Here is a 21,566-nt window from a genome sequence, read left to right on the forward strand (position 1 = left end):
AAAGAGGAATCGGCATGTCTAACATTGCCAGCAAGTTATTCCGCTATGAAGCGCTGCTGAATGCAATTGAAGTGTTCACACAGAAATTCAGCCTGGATCAGATTTGCAACTTTGCATTTGAGTTTACGAACGAAGTGCTGACCCTGCATGCTTCGATGTTGTTTGTCAAACAGGGAGATGATTTCGTTTCGGTACGGCAAAAACTGTATCCATTCGAAAATTACCGGATTGAAAATTCGGAGCGGTTGGAACGGATCGCCACTTTTCACGGAAAGAGCATTCGAAATCGCTTCGAGCTGTTTTTTGCCCCGAAAGATATTGACTATCTGACCATCCGATTTGTAATTCCCCTGATTATTCACGACACCCTCTACGGGTTTATCATTTCGGACGGTAAAATCTTAGGCGAGCTTGACGATGACGACTATGATGTTGCCAACAAATTGATGTCACTTGTCAACCATTCTCTTGAAAACAGTAAGCAATTTGCCGATTTGCAGGCGAAAAATCAGCTTCTCGACCAGACCAATTTTAATTTGTTCATGATTAACCAAAGTACAAAAGCGCTGCTGTCAGAAGTGACTTTGGACAAGCTGTATGCAAATGCGATCGATGTATTTAGCGAAGTGTCCCGCAGCGCGGTGACCTCTCTCGGTATTTATGATGAGTGGAGCGACACGATTAAAATCCGGGGCTACCGCGATGTGTTTTCACACAGCAAACAATATGCTGAACTGCAGCTTCACAAGCAAATCGATTCGGGTCACAAAATCGTGCTGTCGATGGAGCATGATCAAGACATCATTCAATCGATTTTTGTAAATTGGCAGCAATTTGCCGTTTTACGGGCCAAATATATCGTTCTGATCGTAAAAGACCGGGTGATTGGCTTTGTCACGTTAAGCGAGTCGGTCGATCATCATGATTATGACGAATCCTATTTTCAACTTATTGAATCGCTCGCTTCCGCCACCTATATTGCGGTCAATAACGCCTTACTGTTCGACGAAATTTCGGCGCAAAAAAAGACGCTTGAACAAAAATACAACACGCTGAACAATCTCAACAAACTGGTGAATACCATTAATCATTGCGACAATCAGGAGGAAATTTGCTATTTAACGCTGCGCACGCTGCATCTGTCATTTGGCATCAAAAAAGCGTTTATCTGTTTCAAGAAAAACGGATTTTATTTGATTGAGCATGCGATTGGCGCGGAGCTTCACCAGGAGAGGTTTGTTCTAAGCGACCCCTGGCAAAAAACGTTTGACGGAGATACGGTTTTTGAATATACAACGGCAAGCGCCCACGATTTTTTTAATGATGCGGAGCTTGTTGAGTCGTTCGGCAATACGAACTGTATCGTGATTTCACCGCTTCTGTTCCACAACCCATCCGCGTATCCCGGACAGGAGCCGGAAGGATTTCTCGTCATTCTGGAAACGAAAGACATCCTAAAGGAAGAAGAGGTTCTGCTGATTGACACGATCGCTAAAAACATCTCACCGATTTTGCGGCAGATCAAGCTGACAGACGCGGTAAAAGAGCGTTACGTGGAAGATGTCAGCAAAAAGTTTCTCGCTATACTGGCCGAAAAAATCAGGAACAGAGAACAATATCAGATCGAATTTTATCTGTATTATCGCAAAATAGAGCGAAACCCCTTTCAAGCAATCGATCCGAATACCTATCCTGGGCTGGAAACCTATTTCATCAATCCGTACCTGTTTGTGCTTACATATGAACCGCTTGCAGACCCACAGTTTAAAGAAATCCCCAGAATTCAAACCGCTTTGGATCTGCTTCAGTATCCTTTTATCTGAACCAGGAAATCAATTGCCGTAAAGGAAAAGGATGTGGAACGCTGAACTCCCACATCCTTTTTGCTATTTTTTCGTTGTTATTTTTATGTTGCTTATCTCTTTTGGTTGTGTTGCTTATCTCTTTTTGCGCGGCTTTGTTTTCCGTTTGCTCAGTCTTACACGGATGGACGTCTCTGTCTCCGTATGGCGGGAAATCATGTCGGGCGTCAGTTTCCCCTTTGCTGTCAGCATCGAAAAATCGAACGGCGTTTTGAGTTCGTCTTTCGCAATCAGCAGTTCATGCGCCAACGCTTCTTTGTCCAACACCTCACGAATGGTCGCTTTCTTGGAAAGAACCGCATATTCCCCGTTCGGCAGTTGAAAAATCAACTCGTCTTCCTGCATCTGTTCAAAAAAATGTTCAATTTCCTCGAACAGCATCTTGTTTTCTTCTTTGCGTTCATTCGCAATTTCCTTGTTCTGAAAATAGCGCAAAATCTTTTCTTCCACCAACTGTCCAAAAGCTTCCTGCGATTGCTCCGCCTGCTGCTCTGTCTGATTATCTACCGCTGCTGTTTCCGCTGTTATTTCCGTTGCCATTCCATTACGTCCTCCCCTGCAAAAGATCGCCACATCCACTATACAGGAGAAGGTTGCCGGAAAAAAGGAACGGAAGTCCTATGGACAAGCGATTTATGGCAGGGAATCAACAATTTGCCGTGTCACATTTTGCACCATTTGACTGCCGTTTTCCGTTTCCACATCTTTGGCCATTACGACAATGACATATTTCGGGTGGTCTGCCGGTGCGTAACCGGAGAACCAGTAATGATAGGCATTCTCCTTGCCGGTCTGGGCGGTGCCTGTTTTCCCCGCGACTGGCATTTTGGCGGAATTTAACAGGTGAGCCGTTCCTTTCGGTTCACTTACCACTTCCCGCATCCAGCGCTGCAGTTCACGCGCCGTTTCCGGTTTTATGACCTGGGTTGGCTTCGCGGGAGCAGGGAGAGTTTTGTACAATTCGTTATCCGGACTGGTCCGCCATTCTTTTAACAGGCGCGGTTCGCGTGACAGCCCACCTTGACTGACAACCGCCATCATATGCGCCACCTGTAAAGGCGACAGGCGAACATCCTCCTGTCCGATACCCGTATTGGCAAGCAGACGGTCGGACGTTTCCGGTTTGGCAAAAATCTGCCCGGCATCTTCCCGGTCAACCTGCGGTTTTCCATCGATTTTTTGCAGCGGCGGCTTTCCCAGTCCAAACTTGTCCGCATATTCTTCGATCGTCTGTCTGCCCAATTTCATCGCAAGCGTCGAAAACACCACATTGCACGATTCTGCAAATCCCTGTTCAGCCGTGATTTTGCCGTGCGTGGTCCAACAGTTAAGCCGTCCGTCGCCAATCTCGATATAACCGGGACAATTGAACACATCGTCTGCATGCACGATCCCTTTTTCCAACGCGGCGGCCGCAATCACTGTCTTGAACACGGAACCTGGAAAATCCGCTTCCAACGCTTTATTGACCGGATATTCATTTTGCTTGAGCGGTGCATCCTGATCAAACTGCGGTCGGCTGGCCATCGCCAAAATCTCTTCGCTTGCCGCATCCATTACAACGACCGACCCGTTTGTTAACCCATATTGATCCATGGCTGCTTCTGCCGTTTTCTGTACATTGTAATCCAATGTCGTCTTGACAGACAGCGCATGATTTTCTTCTTCTTTCATTTGAATGCCGAGTCCATTGATGGGCTGCTTGTCCGCGCCGATGAAGTAGGAGATTTCCTTACGTTTTCCGAGTCCCCGCAGTTCATTCTGGAACAGATACTCGAGGCCCATTTTTCCGATCTGTTCATTAGACGGGTATTTGCCGCCAAATGCGCTTTCCGCTAACTGCGGATCAAGGCCGACAAAACCAATCAAATGCCTGGCAAGCGAATTTTCGTCGTAGCGAATTTTGACTTCCTTCGGATAAATGCCGGGCAGATGCAGTTTTTCAATTGATGCCGCCTGACTGTCGGTCAGTTCGACCGGTTTTCGACTGCCTTTCTTGTCCGGCAATCTAAGCAATGCCGGACGGTCAATCATCGCCAGATTCTGCTGAAGCGTCTGCAGATCGGTCTGCAGAATATCAGCCAGTTGTTTTAATTTCTGCCTATCCGGGTCACCTGTCCAAAGCGGCATCACCAACACGCCGCGAATGCGGGAGCCTGTCAACGATTTGCCGTTCCGATCCAAAATATCGCCGCGTCCGGAATCGATCACCCATGTTTCTTTCCGCTGTTCGACAGAAGTGGCCACCAGATCATGCCCCTGCATGTCGTGCCGTGCCCAAATCTGAATATAAAAAAGCCGCCCCAGCAGGGCGACCAACCCGATTGAAAAAAGCGATAAAATCAGTAACAGCCGCTTTTGCACCGAGTGCTGCGTCGACATCCTGCCACCCCCGTCCACTTTTTGTATGCGTGAATGTCACGATACCCTCAGTGTTGACGGAAAAACAGCCGGATAAACGAATGGCTACTGTTTCTTCACCGACACAGCCAACCCGTCGCCAAGCGGTACAAATGCCGTTTCCAACAACGGATGATCGGCGATCAACCGATTGTACTCCCGCAGCCGCATGACGATCGTTCGCAGCTTATGTTTCACATGTTCCGGTCCAGCCACTAACCCCTGAAAAAACACGTTGTCACTGAACAGCGTGCCGCCTGAACGAAGCAGAGGCAGCACCAGTTCCAAAAAGTTAGGATACTGCCCTTTGGCTGCATCCAGAAACACAACATCAAACGGCCCTTGTACAGACGAAAGCAGCTCAAAAGCGTCTCCCTCCAACAGTTCAATCCGCGCCAGGAGTCCTGCTTTCGCAATATTTTGCCGCGCTTCTTCCGCCCGCTCCGCATCCCGTTCGATGGTAACAATCGATGCGGTGCAGGAGCGTGCCATCCAGATCCCCGAATAGCCGATAGCCGAACCGATCTCCAAAATCCGCTTCGGCTGCAGCTGTTGCAGCGTAACCCGTAAAAACTGGGCGGTTTCCAGATCGAGAATCGGAATATACAGTTCTTCCGCACGCTGTTCCATCGCACGCAAAAGTTGATCCCGGGGCGGGACCAATTCCCGTATGTAACTGGTCAACTGGTTGTCCATTGCAAACATCCTCTACTGGTGGCGTGCCTGATTTTGTTCGCTCAATGCAATATTGTGATTGTGCTCTTCCAGCGTTTTGCCAAAATAATGTTCCCCAGACCCGTCTTTCTTTGTGACGTAGTAAAGAAACTCATTATGATCCGGCTCTGCAACCGCCAGCAGACTGTCCTTGCCGGGGCATGCAATCGGTCCGGGCGGCAATCCTTCCCGTTTGTACGTGTTGTAGGGACTGTTTACCTGCAAATCCTGATACGTCAGCTCTGCTTTTTGTCCGACCGCATATTGGACAGCCGCATCAATCTGCAAAAGCATCGGAGGATTGTGACGGAGCCGGTTGTAAATGACACCGGCGATGATCGGCCGCTCCTTTGCCACGCGTGCTTCCCGCTCCACCAGCGAAGCAAGTGTAACCGCTTGGTGCAATGACAGGCCGTTTGCTTGAAACTGCTGTCTCATTTGTTCATCTACCACTTGATCGAACTGATTCAGCATCATGTTCAATATGTCATGCTCAGCAGTGCCTTTCTTGATTTCATACGTGTCCGGATACAGGTAGCCTTCCAGACGATGCCGAATGCCTGTATTCTGCGGTTCCGATTTCAAAAATTCCTGCGAAAACGTGCCGTTATCCGCTTCCTGCAGGAAGCGCTGCCGGTCCACCAGCCCATTTTTGCTTAACACGTCGGCAATCTGTTCCACCGTATACCCTTCCGGGATGGTAAATTTGACAATATCGCTTCTCGTTTTCCCTTTTCCGATGATGTCTGCGATTTCGGTCATCGAAGAGCCGCGTGAAATTTCATAGGTTCCAGCCTGCAGGGAGGCAGCTTGTCCATTCAGCAGCACAGCAAGGCGGAACAGGAAAGAACTTTTCACCAAACCTTTCTGTTCGAGCAAATTTGCAATCTCGGCGGTCGTCGACCCTTGCTTGATCTCCACAGATACCACCCGACCGTCAGATGCGGGAGGGGTCCATAAATACCATACAAATAATAAAATCAATAAGATCAAAAAAAGAGCAGAACGTCTGATTTGACGGGCTCTTTGCGGCGGAGTAAAACCCATCCCGCAGCCTCCTTTCTGCTCCCATTATAGCAAAAAACCGAACTGTTTTTGTCCGGTTTTGGTGTCGCTTTATTGATCCATTTCTTCAAAAAGCAGCGTGTCGTACATTTCCGCCACTTTATCCCATTCCTCATCACTTTCAATGTTCACCAACACATCTTCCCCGTTTTCGTCCTTTTCGACGCGCAAGATGATCGCCTCATCATCCTTCGTATCGGTAGGCTGCAGAACGGCGTATGTTTTTTGATCCACTTCGAGCACTTCCAACACTTCAAATTCGTGTTCATCCCCATCTTCATCGGTCAGAACAATAATGTTTTCGCTTACGATTTCGTCACTCATGAGAATCCTCCATCTCTATAAGGAATCAAGGTACCCCTGCAAAATAATGGCAGCAGCCATTTTATCGATTACCTGTTTCCGTTTTTCTCTCCGTACGTCTGCCGCAATCAGCATTCGCTCCGCCGCCGCCGTGGATAACCGCTCGTCCCAATAAACAACAGGCAAATCAAACGTCTCCTCAAGCAACTTGCCAAATTCCCGCGTGAATTCGCCGCGCGGCCCTACCGTCCCGTTCATGTTCCTGGGAAATCCGAGTACGATTTTTACAATCTCATACTTTTGGATGATTTCGCGAAGTGCATTCAAATCGTCCGTTTCTGACTTGCGGCGGAGGACATCCAATCCTTGCGCGGTCATGCCTAACGGATCACTCACAGCAAGCCCGATCCGAACATCGCCGAAATCAATCCCCAAAATTCGCCCGGTCATGCCCGATCCGCCAAGTACGCACGCACCAACTCTTCAATCAGGTCATCCCTCTCCACCTTGCGGATCGTGTTGCGGGCATCATCATGGCTCGTGATGTACGCCGGATCGCCGGAGATGAGATAGCCCACAATTTGGTGAATCGGATTATATCCTTTCACTTTCAGTGCCTGGTACGCTTTCAGCAGCGCTTTTTGCGCTTCGTTCGGCTCTTCTCGATTACCAGAGAACATCATTGTTTTGTCAAGATTTGATGTCATGGTTCGACACCTCTTTTTCGTAGTCTTACAGATTATTTGTCAACATATTCGACTTTTCACCTGCAATTCCCTCTTTTTTCGATCAAGAAAACTTGGCTTCGCCAAGACTCTGGCGCAGGTGGAGCCGCTAGCGTCTGACATAATGCTCTACCATATGCTCCAAAATCACCTTCATCACGGCCACAATGGGAACCGCCAAAATCAGCCCCATAATTCCTCCCACTTCGCCTCCCAGGAGCAGGGCGAGAATGATGACAAGCGGGTGAAGATTTAACGATTTGCTGACAATTTGGGGGGAAATCACGTTTCCTTCCAACTGTTGAACAATCAGATTGACGATTGTCACCTTCAACGCCATAAGAGGCGAAATCGTAAGCGCCAGGATGACTGCCGGCGCCGCTCCAATGAAAGGCCCTACATAGGGAATGATATTGGTAATGCCGACCAGTAAGGCAAGCATCAGGCTGTAAGGCATGCCGATGATCAAATATCCAACATAAACTAACGTTCCGACAGCAAGCATCACAATCAATTGCCCGCGAATATAATTGCCGAGCGCCTCGTCAATCGACTTGAACAGATCCACCAGTTCACGCCGCCGTTTGACAGGAAAAATGATAAAAACGGTCCTCTCCATGACCTTTAGATCTTTTAGCATATAAAAGACCAAAAATGGGATGATCATAGCCATCAGAAGCTGCCCGACGGTGCTTCCGAGCGATCCCATAAAGTTCGTTATGTACTCGGTAACCGCTTCTTCGAACCGAAGCAGGTTCGCATCAATTGCCTTGTGCACCGCATCGGGCATCGCACGCGCCCCGCTGTCCAAACTTTTGTTCCAACTTTCCACCTGTTCGACAATCGCCGGCAGCGATTCGACAAATTCCTTTAACTGTTTGATAAAAACCGGTATGGAATTGACAAGAACAACACCAAGTAAGGTGAAAAAGACAACGTAAATGATAAGGACGCTGACTCCCCGTGGGACGCCGCGTTCCACCAAACGGGATACGATCGGGTTTAACAGGTAGGAAATCATGACCGCAATCAGAAACGGAGTGAGAACTGCACGCAAAACAATCCAGATCCCTAACAAAAGACCGCTCATTTGTGTCAATAAGTAGACGCAGCCCAAAACAATCAAAACAAGCAACGCAATGTCAATCGATCGATTGCGCGGGGATCTTTCCATCACAGGCATACACCCCCTGAATACGGATCAGGCGGACCCTTTGGACATGTATCAAGTATATGCCAGTTGTCCCATATGTATAAACACAAAAAATCCCCCTGTCCGCAAAAGAGATTCGCGGCAAGGGAGATGCATCGACTAGACACGAGAAACTTCCCCCAAAAACGAACGAAATGCACTTTCCATTTCCGGCAGGTCAATGTTTGTGTTTCGACAAGGACCTTCCGGTCGCTTGTTGGCAATCGCAATCACCGGAATCGCCGCTCCCACATCCTGTACGCCAGCCATCAGATCCCGTTCGCAGGCAACTGCTATCACTCCTTTTGGCTTTCGTTCCGCCAAAATTTGCCGCGCCTGCTGCCCCCCGCCGCAAACATGCGCCGTAACTCCATAACGTTTTGCAATTTCATCGACTGATTCCCGCATCACTTTTGTCAAGCAGCGAGGCAGCAAAACTACCAATTCGGTCGATTTGATCCGCTTTGTATTGGCAATTGTGATTCGGTTTCCAACCTGCAGCAGTGAGTTGGAAATGCGGTCTTTCGACAGTCCAAATTTCGTTCCGATTTTTATAATTCCAGGCAGTAGCGGGGACAACGCAATATGTTTCCCCTTATAATGAGGCACGAAGTTTTTTCCTGTTAAAACGGTTGCAACCACTAACCCAAAACCTACATCCATGGTTGCCAGGCTGGCGATTCCGGCAATCTCCACCAAATTTTTAAAAATGGGTCCGATCTCGGCCAACCGTGGCTCTGTCAAAAACCATAATCCGAATGCGAGGGTGTGCAGAAGGAGCAGCATCACTGCGTAATAACCCAAAAAATACCAGGGGGATGTAGCCAGATCTCCGTTATTTTCTTCTAATTCCCCACTCCAGCCTTCCCAAGTATCGCCAAGTTTCCTGGCAGAGACCGATTCAACCGAACTTGTTGCAGAATCTGCGTTAGCCATTGTAGTGCCTCCCTCTGTCGTTCAAATCTCGTGTCGTAGCTGTTATACTGTCCCGACTTGCGGAATTTCGGAAAACAAATCATCAAACGAACTTAACGACCCATCTTCTTCTACCTGAAAGAGTTTCACCTGATCCCCGACTACATTAAATTCCACGAAACATTCCCAACAATAAAACTGGTTGCTGCCAATCTTGCCTATGTCTCGGCTGTTGCAATTGGGACAGCGCATCAACATCCTCACACTCCTAGCGGTTCGATTGGAGATCGGAAAGCTTTGCATCAGCTGTGACGATGATCGTTTCTCCGACATGCAGGGTTTCCGAAAAAGAGATCCATTTTCGACCTGAGACCAGATCAGCTAGTAAGCCATCCGACACTTCATACCCTACTATCTTGTCCGATTCCTCGCTGATGTAAACATCTGCCACCGTTCCCAAAATTGCCCCCTCTTCCGTTACGATTTCTTTGTCGATAAAAGATTTGTTGCAACAAACAAATGTGGGTCTCTGGTTGTCGGGCGATTGAGGCAGAAGATCATCCGCCCGTTCGATCATCACCGCATCCGTCCCGACGGAACGTACGGAATCGATCGGGAGTTTGTCCATCCCACCCAGAAATCCGTCCTTTTGTACGATCAATGCGCAGATTTGATTCGCTTCGTCAACCATGACATCCGACACTTCACCAATCCGGCTGCCTTCCAGGATGGTGACAACGGGCAGCCCGATCCAATCGCCGATTCGTCTCATGTTTTCACCTTCCGATATCGAGTAGGCCCATGAATTAATTCATGGGCCTCTCACAGAACCGTACGTGCGGGTCATCGCATACGGCTCTTCCGCGATTATCCCCACTGGGATGAAGTTCATTGTAAATGTCGATCAGACTGCATAGACCGATATCCTTGAACCAAGTGTTCGGCAAAGCAAAATTTACATGTGCTTCCCGAGAACTTCTCCATGCTGTCATTCTCAGCCGGGGAAGTTCATTTCCTTTCCACCCTCTGCGCCTCATCTCCCGGTGCAGTTTCCGTGTATTCTTCCAGCTGCGGAGCTGCACCATACGTAGTCTTCTCCGAATCCATGCATCATATCAAGTGAATATCTTCTTCGCATCGCTGCGCCCGAAGTAGTTCCCCCAACCTCTGATGTATGGATTCAGTTTCTTCTTGACCAACTGCTCTTCGTTGACCGTTTGGTTCTGACGTGTGATCTCCCGACCTCTTTGTCGATGTACTCGCGGCGCACCGGTTTCGGGCGGTACGTTTTCGTTTGCAGGGCCTGCTGAAGCATTTTTAAGTTATGCGCCCACTCGGACTCAAATACTTTAATGGTTACTCTGTCCACGCCCGCCGCCCCTCGGTTACGCTTGACCTCCTTGAAGGTTTCCTCCAGGTTCGTGTTTCTTCCCGGTAGTTCGGGTTGTGAGTTAGCCGTTCCGCGGCATTCGCTCCCTTTCTCTCCGGTACTCCGCCTCAGACGGTCTACCCGTTTGTTCGACCCCGGTTCTTCGCGCTTCTTGGCTCCCCGGCTCCTGTCTGACACATGGCGGTTCGTTCTCCGATTCCGTTGCTTCTCTTCCACGGGCAGTCAGGCTTCGCATCAAGTCCTTGCCTTTTGGGTCAAGGCTTGCCCCAATGACGTGGCACTGGGTCACTCGCCATTGCGGCTTTTCCGGCGACCTTATTCACTACTATCCCCTGCTCTGACTTCTCACCACCCATAACCCACCCCTTGACCTTCGCGATCTTGGTCTGGATTACCGCTTTGCGGAAGCGATGAGATCTCCTTGGGTCACGTGATCGTCTTTCCTCCGAACCCAGTCCTCCTAACTTGCAGAGCCATTCGTGGTAGGGGACTTCCCCTTTTCTTGCAGGGTTATCCGACTCTGCCAGCCAACATGGTTTGATGCCGCCTGTTCCGGATTTGGCCTTCACATCCTCCGCACCTATCCTTACGGACTAAGCACTATGTGTCAGCTATGCACTTCCGCCACGTCGCGGCGTGCTCGGGACTTTCACCCGCAAGTACGATGCGCTGCCAAGCGCACAAGAAAAAGATGCCCGTCACCGGACATCTTCATTCTTACATCTTTATTCTCTATTTTCGCCGCAAACGATTTACAATTGCTGCCGTTTTGCGGGCGGCCGTTTCCACTTCGGCGACCGTATTTTGATTTGAGAAACTGAACCGGATCACCGATTTCACGCAATTCTCGTCCCGCTTCATTGCCATTAACACATGGGAGGGCTGCAGGGAGCCCGATGTGCAGGCAGACCCGCTCGATGCGGCAATTCCTTCCATATCCAGATTCATCAGCAGCGTCTCAGCCGAAACATTCGGAAAGGACAGGGAAAGAATCGAAGGAACCGACTCCTCGGGCGAGTTGATTTGCAGATCATCCAACTCTTCCGTAAGGACGGCGAGCATCCGGTTCCGCAATGTGACGATTTGCTTGTAATGCTCCGTTTGCTGCTGCATAGTTCGTTCCATCGCAGCGCCCAATCCAACGATTCCGGATACATTTTCCGTACCGGCCCGTTTTTTTCGTTCCTGTGATCCACCATGCAAGATCGGGGTCCAGGCGATTCCGCGCCGGACGTAAAGCACACCCACTCCTTTTGGCCCATGCAGTTTATGGGCGGACAACGAGAGCAGGTCGATCTTCGTTTGTTTTAAACGGATCGGCAGCAGGCCTACTGCCTGTACAGCATCCGTATGAAACAGAATTTCCTGTTCCCGGCAGATGTCGGCAATTTCTTCGATTGGCTGGATGGCGCCCGTTTCGTTGTTCACATGCATCACCGACACAACCGTCGTATCCGGTCGGATCGCTTTACGCACCTCCTCCGAACTGACGATTCCGTTTTCGCCAGGAGGCACGTACGTGACCGAAAAGCCGATTTTTTCAAGAAATTCACACGTATGTAAAACAGCATGATGCTCGATGGAAGTCGTGACAATATGTCTACCTTTTTTCCGGTTTGCGACCGCTGCGCCCATAATGGCGGCGTTATCTGACTCCGTGCCGCCGCTGGTGAAAACAATCTCTGCCGGATCGGCGTCGATTGCTTCCCCCACCTGTTCACGGGCCCGCTCAATCGCACGGCGGGCAGCTCGCCCCATTTGGTGGGTGCTGGAAGGATTTCCGTACTGATCGGTCAAATAGGGTTCCATCGCTTCTCTTACGGCAGGATCCAGTGGCGTGGTTGCTGCATTGTCAAGATAAATGACCGGCATTAAGCCTTACCTCCTTGCTTCTCCTGCCAAAGCCGAAATCTGCTGAATACCGTTTCGGATGGCAGTTGGTCAAATATAAAACATAAAATTATCATCACCTGTTTTTCTTCGTTCAACCACATCGGCCAGTGTAAACGAATCCAGCGCCCCGTTAATTGCTTTTCGGACTTCTTCCCACAGGTAATCCAGTTCATCGTTTGGATCCTCGACGACGGTGATCGGCCCCTCCAGGACGCGAATAATATCACCCACCGTGATTTCCTGAGGAGTTCTGGACAATACATACCCTCCGTAAGCTCCCCGAATGGAACGCACCAAGCCTGCATTTCGAAGCGGGGCAATCAACTGTTCCAAATAGTGTTCCGACAGTTCTTCCCGCTCCGCCACTGATTTTAGAGAAATCGGCCCTTCCCCTTGATGCAGCGCCAGATCCATCATCAACGTGATTCCATAGCGCCCTTTAGTGGACAGTTTCATATGTTTCTCCTCCCTTCACAAATCGATTGCACAGTTTGGCGGCTACCCGCAATCCATATTCAGTGGAATGCCCGATTGATAACGAAAACACGATTGTGCCTGCAGAAAACGGCCCCCCTAATGCGAAACCGACCGCCACGGCAAATATTTCCAAGAACGTGCGCACCCAGCGGATGGCCCAACCCGTTGTTTGATGCAAGGCCAGCATCAGCCAATCACGCGGCCCGGCGCCCAAACGGGACTCAATATAAATCCCTGTGCCAAATCCCCAAACCGCTATTCCGACGACAAACAATCCAATCCGGGCCGCCAGGTGCTGCCATTCCGGGACAAGCTGCCAACGAATGATCCAATCGCAAAATTCGCCCACCAACACCATATTGGCAATGGAACCGAAGCTGGGCCATTTTTTCAGAATGAGGCAGGCCGTTAACAAAATCACCAGCCCTGCCATCTGCTGCACCCGACCGAAAGAGAGTCCGGTATGAAGGGCAATTCCCAAATGCAACACATCCCATGGCGCGGCCCCCAAGTGGGCTTTCACCACACACACAATCCCATACGACATAATCCAAATGCCGACCAGGAAAACGGCCAGACGTCTGACTGTCAGCCAAACACGATATGCCAATTGGCTGTCTGCTGCTTTTTTGCGACCGTCCAACGACCGCAGGATGATTGTTTTCCTTGCTCCTTCCACAGCCCCAGTATACGTATCCGATTCCATCCATATCCTCCGTCCGTTGCGCGGTTACTCGTCTTTAGTCGAATGAAATTATATATTTTAACCTATCGGCATAAGGGCGATGGGGCCCTTCCCCAAAGGAACGGCTAAGCGCCTTGGGTGCCCCGGCGGTCGGCTATAAGCGGCGCGTCCTGCGATATGGCCGACACTAGACCGTCCATGGTCGTCGGTCGACGAAAACGCAACGTCCATGTTGCATCGTCGACACTGGACCGTCCATGGTCGTCGTGACAAATGCTCAATGAGCATTCGTACTCGTGAGTGAAAGTGCTTGCCACTTTGGTGGGTGTAACTTTGGTTCGCCTGCGCTTTAACTTGGCGAAGCCTAGTTTTCCTAATCCGTAAGCTTGCGGATTGCCAAAAGGTGCTCGCGAATCCGCTTTTCATAACCGTTAGCCGTCGGCCGATAAAAAATTGTGCCGCTTAGTTCCTGTGGCAGATACTCCTGTTCGACAAAATTCCCCGGGAAATTATGGGGATACAAATATCCTTTGCCGTGCCCCAACTGTTCCGCCCCTTTGTAATGAGCATCCCGCAGGTGAACCGGAATCTCGATCGACTGTCCGCTGCGGATCGCACTCAACGCTTCATTGATCCCCATATAAGACGCGTTGCTTTTCGGTGCAGAAGCCAGATAGGTGACCGCCTGCGCCAATACGATTCGCCCTTCCGGCATACCAATTAGTTCTATCGCCTGGAAAGCGGCAACCGCAACCTGCAGCGCCTGTGGATCGGCGTTTCCGATATCCTCAGAGGCGGATATCACCAAGCGTCGGGCGATAAAACGAGGATCTTCCCCCGCATCGATCATCCGTGCCAGCCAGAACAGCGCGGCATGCGGGTCAGAACCGCGAATTGATTTAATAAAGGCGGAAATCGTATCATAATGCTGATCCCCCGATTTGTCATAGCGAACCGCCCTTCTCTGGATCGATTCCACGGCTGTCTCCAACGTAATCCGAATCATTCCGTCTTCTCCCGGGTCTGTCGATAAAACGGCAAGTTCCAGCGCATTCAGCAGCCTCCGTGCGTCGCCGTCCGCATAGCGCACCAGATGATCGAGCGCCGCCTCGTCTATTTTTACCGGAAAATGCCCCAATCCCCGCTCACGGTCTGCGAGTGCTCTTTCCGCCACCCGCTTCAAATCCGTTTCTGTCAATGGGGACAGGGAAAACACCTGGGAGCGCGACAACAGCGCCGCATTTACTTCAAAAAAGGGATTTTCAGTTGTGGCTCCAATCAAGATCATCAATCCGCTTTCCACATGCGGCAGCAGCGCATCCTGCTGCGCTTTGTTAAAGCGGTGAATCTCGTCAATGAACAGAACGGTCCGTTGATTGTACATTGTTTGGCGGTTTTTCGCCTCTTCTACAACCTGCCGGATATCGACTACACCGGCCGTCACGGCGTTCAGCGTGCGAAAATACGATTGGGTGTGCCCCGCCACGATTTGAGCGATCGTCGTTTTGCCCGTTCCCGGCGGACCATACAAAATGATCGAAGACAGTTGATCGCTTTCAATTGCGCGCCGCAGCAATTTGCCCTTGCCGACGATCTCCTCTTGTCCAAACAGTTCGTCAAGACTTTGCGGACGCATGCGGGCTGCCAGAGGCGCCATCTTTTGCTGCGATTCTCTTGCTTGATAGGAGAACAAATCCATTTGCCATCCATCCTTGCTGCCTAAAGATTCAGGTGCTATTCCTTTTAACGGAAATGCTTTTCCTCTACGAATACTTTCCTTTACCAAACCGTTTGCAGCGCTTTATGCACCCGCCTGGCCGCTTCTTCCACATCCGATTGGTTCACATCTTTATGGGTCACAAATCGGATTAACGACTTGCCGAAATCGGCCGCCAAAACGCCTTCCCGCTTCATTTTTTCCAGCAGTTGGACAGCGCTCAGGCCCGTTTGTGACACATCCGCAATTACAATATTAGTCTCCACCAAAGCGGGATCCAACTGCAATCCCTTCATTTCCGCCAGTGAATGTGCAAGCCGTTTGGCATTCGCATGATCTTCCGCCAATCGATCCACCATCTCGGTTAACGCCAGAATAGCGGGAGCGGCAATCACGCCGGCCTGACGCATACCGCCGCCAAGCCGTTTTCTCCATCGGCGGGCCTGCTCGATAAACTCGCGTGAACCGGCAAGCAGGGAACCAACGGGCGCCGAGAGTCCTTTTGAGAAGCAAATTTGCACCGTATCGACATAGGCGGTGAATTCGCGCACATCTACACCGAGCGCAACCGCCGCATTAAAAATACGCGCTCCATCCAAGTGCACGGGCACATTTTTTTGGCGGGCCATTTCGTAAATCGAGCGCATGTTGGCAAGCGGCACAATCGCTCCGCCGGCACGGTTATGCGTATTTTCCAAACAAATCAGAGCGGTGCGCGGAACATGGATGTCGTTGCCGCGAATCGCCCGCTCCACTTCTTGCGGATGCATGGCGCCCCGTACGCCCACGATCGGGCGCGTCTGAACTCCCGCCAGAGCGGAAGCAGCAGCCGCTTCATAATAAAAAAGGTGGGATTCAGCCTCCAAAATCACTTCTTCGCCTGCACGGGCATGCGATAAAACAGCCAGCTGATTTCCCTGTGTTCCGCTTGTTACAAACAGAGCCGCTTCTTTCCCCAGCTTTTCTGCCGCCAATGTTTCCAGCCGATTGACGGTAGGATCTTCTCCGTATACATCATCGCCCACTTCCGCAGCAGCCATCGCCTGGCGCATGGCATCTGTCGGGTGAGTTACCGTATCGCTTCGCAAATCGATGATTCTCAAAGATACATTCACTCCCTGCAAGATGAAACCTGCGTCTTGTCAGACCGATATTTCCGACTGATTTGCTATGCTTTCATTGTAACAAATAATTTAAGTAATGGTAAGAAAAATGGCAACAGCAGAAAATCCTCATTCTTGACCCTTCCGAAAGAAAGATTTATTCTGGTTTTGAATGTCAATCTCTGCTTGTCAGGAATTCTTCGGACAAGTTGGTGATAAAGGGACGATTGATTATGGTAATTTCGAATCTGATGCTGACAAATCAACAGCAATTGCAGCAGTTTTTGGCGCGAGGCATCAAACGGGCAACCGCCCTCCAGCGTCAAATTCTTTGCAGTTTTACAACGGAAGCTCCCGTTTTTGATGCGGTGGAAATATTTCGCTCCGGAATGACACTTGTAAACGAGTGCATGTATTGGTCGACACCGGACAGGTCGCTCCGTTTGACAGGAATCGGTTCAGCGGTCACAGCAGAAGCAAACGGCACTCAACGCTGGCGGCAAATCACTCAGCAACTGAAACAGATTAAACAGGTTACACTCCAGTCTGCACCGGCCGAGATTCCCGGCACCGGTCCATTGTGGCTGGGGGGATTCTCATTTGATCCTTTGCAGCCAAACAAAGACGAAATTTGGCGGGCCTACCCCGATGCACAGCTTATGATACCCGGTTTTCTGTTTACCGTCTCAAATAACAGGTACTGGATAACTGTCAACGTGATGGTGGGAGCATCCGATGATGCCTGCAAACTGGCTGATGAACTGATCAAGAAACAGTATGCTCTGTTAAACGGCAGCAGCGAAAGCAACCCTACGCGGGAACCGCAATCACCTGCCGCGCTGAAAGTGGACCAGGGAGATGCGGCTTACTGGAAACAGGCCGTTTCCCAAGCGGTGGACAAGATTTTGCAAAACCAACTGCAAAAAACAGTGCTGGCCAGAAAAGTACTTGTCCGGTCCGAGCAGCCGTTCCGTCCTGCCGATGTGCTTCGCAATCTGCTGGAAATGCAGCCGGACTGCTATCATTTTGCCATTTCCAGAGGAAGCTGCTGTTTCCTGGGAGCCACACCGGAAAGGTTGACTGCCGTCCAAGGCAGTCGGGTCGACGCCGCATGCTTGGCCGGGTCGATTGCCCGTGGCAACAATGAAACGGAAGACCGGGAACTGGCCGAGTATTTGCGCAACGATATGAAAAATCGGGCGGAACACGCTTTTGTTGTCGATATGCTGCAGCATACACTGGAGCCATTTTGTGAAACCGTACAGGCGAAAAATCAGCCTGAACTGATGAAACTTCAATACATTCAACACCTGTATACGCCCGTAACCGGAACATTGAAGCCAAATGAAACGATTCTGTCCCTGTTGCCCGAGCTGCATCCGACACCGGCAGTGGGAGGATTCCCCCGTGAGGAGGCCATCCAGCAGATTCGTATTTTGGAAAATATGGACCGCGGCTGGTATGCATCTCCCATCGGCTGGGTCGATTCGCAAGGCAACGGGGAATATGCTGTCGCGCTGCGTTCGGCGCTGATTGACAACAGAGACGCATGGTTGTTTGCCGGATGCGGGATTGTAGCCGACTCCAACCCGGAGGACGAATATGCGGAAACCTGTTTAAAACTGCGGCCGATGCTTTCCGCTTTGGGGGGACACCACAATGAAAAATGAGGAATTGCTCCACCACTACCTGGGTGCCTTGATTGACGAACTGGCGCGCAGCGGCGTCAGACATGTCTGCATCTGCCCAGGGTCACGCTCCACGCCATTGGCGATGCGATTTGCCGATCATCCCGGTTTTCGAATATGGATTCATATCGACGAGCGCTCAGCCGCTTTTTTTGCTTTAGGGATGGCCAAAACGCTGCGGGAACCAGTGGCGCTTGTCTGTACGTCAGGAACGGCTTCCGCCAATTTTTTTCCGGCAGTGGTAGAAGCGTTTCACGGTCGGGTGCCGCTGATTGTATTGACAGCTGACCGTCCGCATGAATTGAGGGATATTGGGGCGCCTCAGACGATCGATCAACTGCGCTTGTACGGTACGCATGTCAAATGGTTTACGGAAATGGCGCTGCCGGAAACGACCCCGGATATGTTCCGCTATGTACGTACCGTCGCCTCCAGAGCTGCAGCAGTTGCCGCCACAGCCCCCTCCGGCCCTGTTCATTTGAATTTTCCGCTGCGGGAACCGCTGGTTCCTTCTGCTGCGGAAGAGGCAAACAGTTTTGCCAGAACGGCGGAGCAGCCCTATGTGTCTGCCATCAGGGGCGAACATCATTTGTCAGGGCCACAGATGCAGCAATTGGCCGACCAGCTGCGCCGGACTGCAAACGGATTGATCGTTTGCGGTCCGCTTGACCAGCCCGATTTTGCAAAATCGGTGGTGGCGTTGGCGGAAACACTGGGTTATCCCGTGTTGGCCGATCCTTTGTCGCAGGTTCGTTGCGGCTCCCATCGAAAAGATGTGGTGATCAACAGCTATGACGCGTTTTTGCGGGATTCCCGTTTTGTCGAGGATACAGTTCCCGAAGTGGTGATCCGGCTTGGCGCCATGCCCGTTTCCAAACCGCTTCTGCTTTATTTGAAGCGTCACTCCGCCTGCAGACAAATCGTTGTCGATACGATCGAGCGATGGAATGAACCGACCTTACTGGCAACCGAGTTGGTGCATGCCTCTCCCGTTTTATTCTGTCAGGAGCTTAACGCACAGCTTGCGTCACAGAGCGGTTTATCGGGCGTCCCTGCGGTATCGGTTCGCGGCGACGCAAGCTGGCTGAAAATCTGGCAGACGGCAAATGAACAAACGGAACTGGCGATGCAGGACACTGTACTTTCCATGCAGGAACCGTTTGAAGGGCGCGTGTTTACCGAATTGGCCGATTTATTGCCGGATGGCTCCGTCTTATATGTCGGAAACAGTATGCCGGTACGGGATCAGGACACATTTTTCCCGCGTAAAGATCAGGACATCCGCTTTCTGGCCAACCGGGGAGCGAACGGTATAGACGGCATTGTTTCCAGTTCGCTGGGGGCGGCGGCTGCCTCGGAGGGTCCGGTTGTGCTGGTGATTGGCGACCTGTCCTTCTACCATGACCTGAACGGTTTACTGGCTGCCAAACGACACGGTCTTCATCTGACGATCATTCTGTTGAACAATGACGGGGGCGGCATTTTCTCCTTTTTGCCGCAGGCGGAACACCCGCGCCATTTTGAAACGTTGTTCGGCACCCCGATCGGCCTGGACTTCGAAAAGGCGGTCGAAATGTACGGCGGATCGTTTACCCGCCCGGAAAATTGGGACACCTTCAGACGCAGCGTCACCTCTGCTCTCGAGGGAGACGGGTTGCATGTGATCGAGCTGCGAACAGACCGCCAATTGAATGTCAGGCAGCATCGCCAGATCTGGAAAGCGGTATCCGATATGTTGGACAACGGGCGAAAGCGGGAAACCCTATGACCCGCTATGCCATAAACGGAATTTCGCTGAATGCGGATATTCAAGGCAACGGATTCCCGCTCCTTCTTTTGCACGGTTTTACAGGCAGCAGCCGGACTTGGCAGCCGCATGTCTCCTGTTGGAACCCTTTTTTTCGTACGATCACAGTCGATTTGATCGGGCACGGTGATTCTGATTCTCCGCACGATGCGGACAGATACCGGATGGAAGCCTGTGTGGCGGACCTTTTGGAACTGATGAACCAGTTACAGATTGATCGATTTGGATTGCTGGGTTATTCTATGGGAGGACGGGTTGCCTTACAGCTTGCCAATGCTGCGCCGGAACGTGTGGCGGCGTTAGTGTTGGAAAGCGCCTCGCCCGGCATCGCCGATGCAGCCGAACGGAAGGCGCGAATCGCAAATGACAACGCACTGGCTGACCGAATCGAACGGGATGGGATTTTGCCGTTTATCGATTATTGGCAGTCGATCCCGCTTTTTCAGAGCCAGCAAAAGCTGCCGGAAGATATTCGCAAAGGGCTTCGGGAACAGCGGCTCCGCAATTCACCTGCTGGCCTCGCAAACAGCCTGCGCGGCATGGGAACCGGCATGCAATCCCCGCTGCACGACAGACTGCAGGAACTGGACATGCCTGTGCTGTTGATCGCCGGTGAATGGGACGACAAATATGTCTCGATCGGCCATAAGATGAACAACCGGTTGCCTCGCTCCCGGCTGGAGGTGGTCCCCAATGCCGGTCATACGGTGCATTTGGAGCAGCCTGATGTTTTTGACGAGCTTGTGTTGGAGTTTTTCCAGTCAAATATACAAGGGAAAAGGAAGGGTTCATAAATGGCCGTAGAATGGAAACAAACCAGGCAATATGAAGACATTCTGTATGAAACCTATGAAGGAATTGCCAAAATCTCAATCAATCGACCGGAGGTACATAATGCATTCCGTCCCAAGACGGTGATGGAAATGCTCGACGCTTTTGCGGCAGCCAGAGAAGATAACAGCGTTGGCGTCATCTGGCTGACAGGTGTCGGCGGCAAAGCATTTTGCTCCGGCGGCGACCAGCGTGTTCGCGGTGAAGGCGGTTATGTAGGGGAAGACCAAGTACCCCGTTTGAACGTGCTCGATCTGCAACGGCTGATCCGCACCATCCCAAAACCGGTGATTGCGGTCGTAGCAGGTTACGCAATCGGTGGCGGACACGTACTGCATCTTGTCTGCGACCTGACCATTGCAGCGGAAAATGCGGTGTTCGGCCAAACGGGACCGAAAGTCGGCAGCTTTGACGCCGGCTACGGGGCCACCTACTTGGCTCGTGTGGTAGGACATAAAAAAGCACGCGAAATTTGGTATTTGTGCCGCCAATACAACGCACAGCAAGCACTCGACATGGGACTGGTCAACACCGTGGTGCCGCTCGATCAATTGGAAGCGGAAGCGCTTCAATGGTCGAAAGAAATTTTGGAGAAAAGCCCGATGGCGATTCGCTTCCTGAAAGCATCGTTCAATGCGGACACCGATGGCCTGGCTGGCATTCAGCAGTTGGCCGGCGATGCGACACTGCTCTATTACCTCAGCGATGAAGCGAAAGAGGGCAAAAACGCGTTTCTCGAAAAACGGCCGCCTGACTTCTCCAAGTTCCCGCGCTTCCCGTGATCAAAACGGACTCCGGA

Annotated in this window: 23 protein-coding genes; 5 read left to right on the top strand and 18 right to left on the bottom strand. The window is 51.1% G+C overall.

Annotation, left to right across the window (positions count from 1 at the left end; all coding sequences use genetic code 11):
• Positions 1-14: 14 nt before the first annotated feature.
• Positions 15-1,823 carry a GAF domain-containing protein gene (locus skT53_RS06515; RefSeq protein ID WP_200760303.1) on the top strand — a complete coding sequence of 603 codons (1,809 nt, stop codon included), beginning with the start codon at positions 15-17 and terminating at the stop codon, positions 1,821-1,823.
• 114 nt (positions 1,824-1,937) lie between these two features.
• Here skT53_RS06515 and skT53_RS06520 read toward each other — a convergent pair whose 3' ends face one another.
• From skT53_RS06520 to ltaE, 18 genes are all read right to left on the bottom strand, one after another.
• Positions 1,938-2,402, bottom strand: a complete 465-nt coding sequence (locus tag skT53_RS06520; protein ID WP_200760304.1) for a hypothetical protein — start codon at positions 2,400-2,402, stop codon at positions 1,938-1,940.
• 93 nt (positions 2,403-2,495) lie between these two features.
• The gene (locus skT53_RS06525; RefSeq protein WP_200760305.1) at positions 2,496-4,244 is read right to left on the bottom strand and encodes a peptidoglycan D,D-transpeptidase FtsI family protein; all 1,749 of its coding nucleotides are present in this window, start codon (positions 4,242-4,244) and stop codon (positions 2,496-2,498) included.
• A gap of 84 nt (positions 4,245-4,328) precedes the next feature.
• Positions 4,329-4,958, bottom strand: a complete 630-nt coding sequence (locus skT53_RS06530) for an O-methyltransferase (protein WP_200760306.1) — start codon at positions 4,956-4,958, stop codon at positions 4,329-4,331.
• 12 nt (positions 4,959-4,970) lie between these two features.
• Entirely contained in the window at positions 4,971-6,023 is a 1,053-nt protein-coding gene (gene mltG / locus skT53_RS06535) for an endolytic transglycosylase MltG (protein ID WP_200760307.1), read from the bottom strand.
• Between the two features lie 69 nt (positions 6,024-6,092).
• The gene (locus tag skT53_RS06540) at positions 6,093-6,365 is read right to left on the bottom strand and encodes a DUF1292 domain-containing protein (protein ID WP_200760308.1); all 273 of its coding nucleotides are present in this window, start codon (positions 6,363-6,365) and stop codon (positions 6,093-6,095) included.
• Positions 6,366-6,380: 15 nt separating this feature from the next.
• Complete coding sequence (ruvX, locus tag skT53_RS06545) at positions 6,381-6,794, bottom strand: Holliday junction resolvase RuvX (RefSeq protein ID WP_200760309.1); 414 nt, start codon at positions 6,792-6,794, stop codon at positions 6,381-6,383.
• The gene (locus skT53_RS06550) at positions 6,791-7,051 is read right to left on the bottom strand and encodes an IreB family regulatory phosphoprotein (RefSeq protein ID WP_200760310.1); all 261 of its coding nucleotides are present in this window, start codon (positions 7,049-7,051) and stop codon (positions 6,791-6,793) included. The genes ruvX and skT53_RS06550 overlap by 4 nt, the downstream gene beginning before the upstream one ends.
• Positions 7,052-7,178: 127 nt before the next feature.
• A complete protein-coding gene (locus tag skT53_RS06555; RefSeq protein WP_200760902.1) occupies positions 7,179-8,243 on the bottom strand; it encodes an AI-2E family transporter in 1,065 nt (354 codons plus the stop codon).
• Positions 8,244-8,381: 138 nt separating this feature from the next.
• Entirely contained in the window at positions 8,382-9,197 is an 816-nt protein-coding gene (locus skT53_RS06560) for a DUF116 domain-containing protein (protein ID WP_200760311.1), read from the bottom strand.
• Between the two features lie 42 nt (positions 9,198-9,239).
• Positions 9,240-9,431 carry a hypothetical protein gene (locus tag skT53_RS06565; protein ID WP_226375425.1) on the bottom strand — a complete coding sequence of 64 codons (192 nt, stop codon included), beginning with the start codon at positions 9,429-9,431 and terminating at the stop codon, positions 9,240-9,242.
• A gap of 13 nt (positions 9,432-9,444) precedes the next feature.
• A complete protein-coding gene (locus skT53_RS06570) occupies positions 9,445-9,948 on the bottom strand; it encodes a PRC-barrel domain-containing protein (protein WP_200760312.1) in 504 nt (167 codons plus the stop codon).
• Positions 9,949-10,291: 343 nt separating this feature from the next.
• A complete protein-coding gene (locus skT53_RS18455; RefSeq protein WP_264176017.1) occupies positions 10,292-10,375 on the bottom strand; it encodes a group II intron maturase-specific domain-containing protein in 84 nt (27 codons plus the stop codon).
• On the bottom strand, positions 10,357-10,545 hold the full coding sequence (locus tag skT53_RS06580; protein WP_200760313.1) for a hypothetical protein: 189 nt from the start codon (positions 10,543-10,545) through the stop codon (positions 10,357-10,359). The genes skT53_RS18455 and skT53_RS06580 overlap by 19 nt, the downstream gene beginning before the upstream one ends.
• Positions 10,546-11,298: 753 nt before the next feature.
• Positions 11,299-12,438 (bottom strand): cysteine desulfurase family protein, encoded by a 1,140-nt coding sequence (locus skT53_RS06585; RefSeq protein WP_200760314.1) that lies wholly within the window; start codon positions 12,436-12,438, stop codon positions 11,299-11,301.
• A 69-nt stretch (positions 12,439-12,507) separates the two neighbouring features.
• Positions 12,508-12,915 carry a cysteine metabolism transcriptional regulator CymR gene (cymR, locus tag skT53_RS06590; protein ID WP_200760315.1) on the bottom strand — a complete coding sequence of 136 codons (408 nt, stop codon included), beginning with the start codon at positions 12,913-12,915 and terminating at the stop codon, positions 12,508-12,510.
• Positions 12,899-13,642, bottom strand: a complete 744-nt coding sequence (locus tag skT53_RS06595) for a YczE/YyaS/YitT family protein (protein ID WP_200760316.1) — start codon at positions 13,640-13,642, stop codon at positions 12,899-12,901. Before skT53_RS06595 ends, cymR begins: the two co-directional genes overlap by 17 nt.
• Positions 13,643-13,994: 352 nt before the next feature.
• A complete protein-coding gene (locus tag skT53_RS06600; protein WP_200760317.1) occupies positions 13,995-15,320 on the bottom strand; it encodes an AAA family ATPase in 1,326 nt (441 codons plus the stop codon).
• 80 nt (positions 15,321-15,400) lie between these two features.
• Entirely contained in the window at positions 15,401-16,435 is a 1,035-nt protein-coding gene (gene ltaE, locus skT53_RS06605) for a low-specificity L-threonine aldolase (protein WP_200760904.1), read from the bottom strand.
• Positions 16,436-16,674: 239 nt separating this feature from the next.
• On the opposite strand from ltaE, the gene skT53_RS06610 reads away from it, so the two are divergent.
• From skT53_RS06610 to menB, 4 genes are read left to right on the top strand one after another with little or no spacing between them, the layout of a single operon-like run.
• Positions 16,675-18,111 (top strand): isochorismate synthase, encoded by a 1,437-nt coding sequence (locus tag skT53_RS06610; protein ID WP_200760318.1) that lies wholly within the window; start codon positions 16,675-16,677, stop codon positions 18,109-18,111.
• Entirely contained in the window at positions 18,101-19,897 is a 1,797-nt protein-coding gene (gene menD, locus skT53_RS06615) for a 2-succinyl-5-enolpyruvyl-6-hydroxy-3-cyclohexene-1-carboxylic-acid synthase (protein ID WP_200760319.1), read from the top strand. Before skT53_RS06610 ends, menD begins: the two co-directional genes overlap by 11 nt.
• Positions 19,894-20,730: a 2-succinyl-6-hydroxy-2,4-cyclohexadiene-1-carboxylate synthase gene (gene menH / locus skT53_RS06620; protein ID WP_200760320.1), complete on the top strand. Its 837-nt coding sequence runs from the start codon at positions 19,894-19,896 to the stop codon at positions 20,728-20,730. Before menD ends, menH begins: the two co-directional genes overlap by 4 nt.
• Entirely contained in the window at positions 20,731-21,549 is an 819-nt protein-coding gene (gene menB / locus skT53_RS06625) for a 1,4-dihydroxy-2-naphthoyl-CoA synthase (RefSeq protein WP_200760321.1), read from the top strand.
• Positions 21,550-21,566: the final 17 nt, after the last annotated feature.

This window comes from Effusibacillus dendaii, from assembly GCF_015097055.1.
Lineage (GTDB): Bacteria > Bacillota > Bacilli > Tumebacillales > Effusibacillaceae > Effusibacillus > Effusibacillus dendaii.

Excerpts from the sequence above, each read along its gene's own strand:
- skT53_RS06515 (WP_200760303.1), top strand. The coding sequence starts at position 15 with ATGTCTAACATTGCCAGCAAGTTATTCCGCTATGAAGCGCTGCTGAAT.
- skT53_RS06520 (WP_200760304.1), bottom strand. The coding sequence starts at position 2,402 with ATGGCAACGGAAATAACAGCGGAAACAGCAGCGGTAGATAATCAGACA.
- skT53_RS06525 (WP_200760305.1), bottom strand. The coding sequence starts at position 4,244 with ATGTCGACGCAGCACTCGGTGCAAAAGCGGCTGTTACTGATTTTATCG.
- skT53_RS06530 (WP_200760306.1), bottom strand. The coding sequence starts at position 4,958 with ATGGACAACCAGTTGACCAGTTACATACGGGAATTGGTCCCGCCCCGG.
- mltG (WP_200760307.1), bottom strand. The coding sequence starts at position 6,023 with ATGGGTTTTACTCCGCCGCAAAGAGCCCGTCAAATCAGACGTTCTGCT.
- skT53_RS06540 (WP_200760308.1), bottom strand. The coding sequence starts at position 6,365 with ATGAGTGACGAAATCGTAAGCGAAAACATTATTGTTCTGACCGATGAA.
- ruvX (WP_200760309.1), bottom strand. The coding sequence starts at position 6,794 with ATGACCGGGCGAATTTTGGGGATTGATTTCGGCGATGTTCGGATCGGG.
- skT53_RS06550 (WP_200760310.1), bottom strand. The coding sequence starts at position 7,051 with ATGACATCAAATCTTGACAAAACAATGATGTTCTCTGGTAATCGAGAA.
- skT53_RS06555 (WP_200760902.1), bottom strand. The coding sequence starts at position 8,243 with ATGGAAAGATCCCCGCGCAATCGATCGATTGACATTGCGTTGCTTGTT.
- skT53_RS06560 (WP_200760311.1), bottom strand. The coding sequence starts at position 9,197 with ATGGCTAACGCAGATTCTGCAACAAGTTCGGTTGAATCGGTCTCTGCC.
- skT53_RS06570 (WP_200760312.1), bottom strand. The coding sequence starts at position 9,948 with ATGAGACGAATCGGCGATTGGATCGGGCTGCCCGTTGTCACCATCCTG.
- skT53_RS06585 (WP_200760314.1), bottom strand. The coding sequence starts at position 12,438 with ATGCCGGTCATTTATCTTGACAATGCAGCAACCACGCCACTGGATCCT.
- cymR (WP_200760315.1), bottom strand. The coding sequence starts at position 12,915 with ATGAAACTGTCCACTAAAGGGCGCTATGGAATCACGTTGATGATGGAT.
- skT53_RS06595 (WP_200760316.1), bottom strand. The coding sequence starts at position 13,642 with ATGGAATCGGATACGTATACTGGGGCTGTGGAAGGAGCAAGGAAAACA.
- skT53_RS06600 (WP_200760317.1), bottom strand. The coding sequence starts at position 15,320 with ATGGATTTGTTCTCCTATCAAGCAAGAGAATCGCAGCAAAAGATGGCG.
- skT53_RS06610 (WP_200760318.1), top strand. The coding sequence starts at position 16,675 with ATGGTAATTTCGAATCTGATGCTGACAAATCAACAGCAATTGCAGCAG.
- menD (WP_200760319.1), top strand. The coding sequence starts at position 18,101 with ATGAAAAATGAGGAATTGCTCCACCACTACCTGGGTGCCTTGATTGAC.
- menH (WP_200760320.1), top strand. The coding sequence starts at position 19,894 with ATGACCCGCTATGCCATAAACGGAATTTCGCTGAATGCGGATATTCAA.
- menB (WP_200760321.1), top strand. The coding sequence starts at position 20,731 with ATGGCCGTAGAATGGAAACAAACCAGGCAATATGAAGACATTCTGTAT.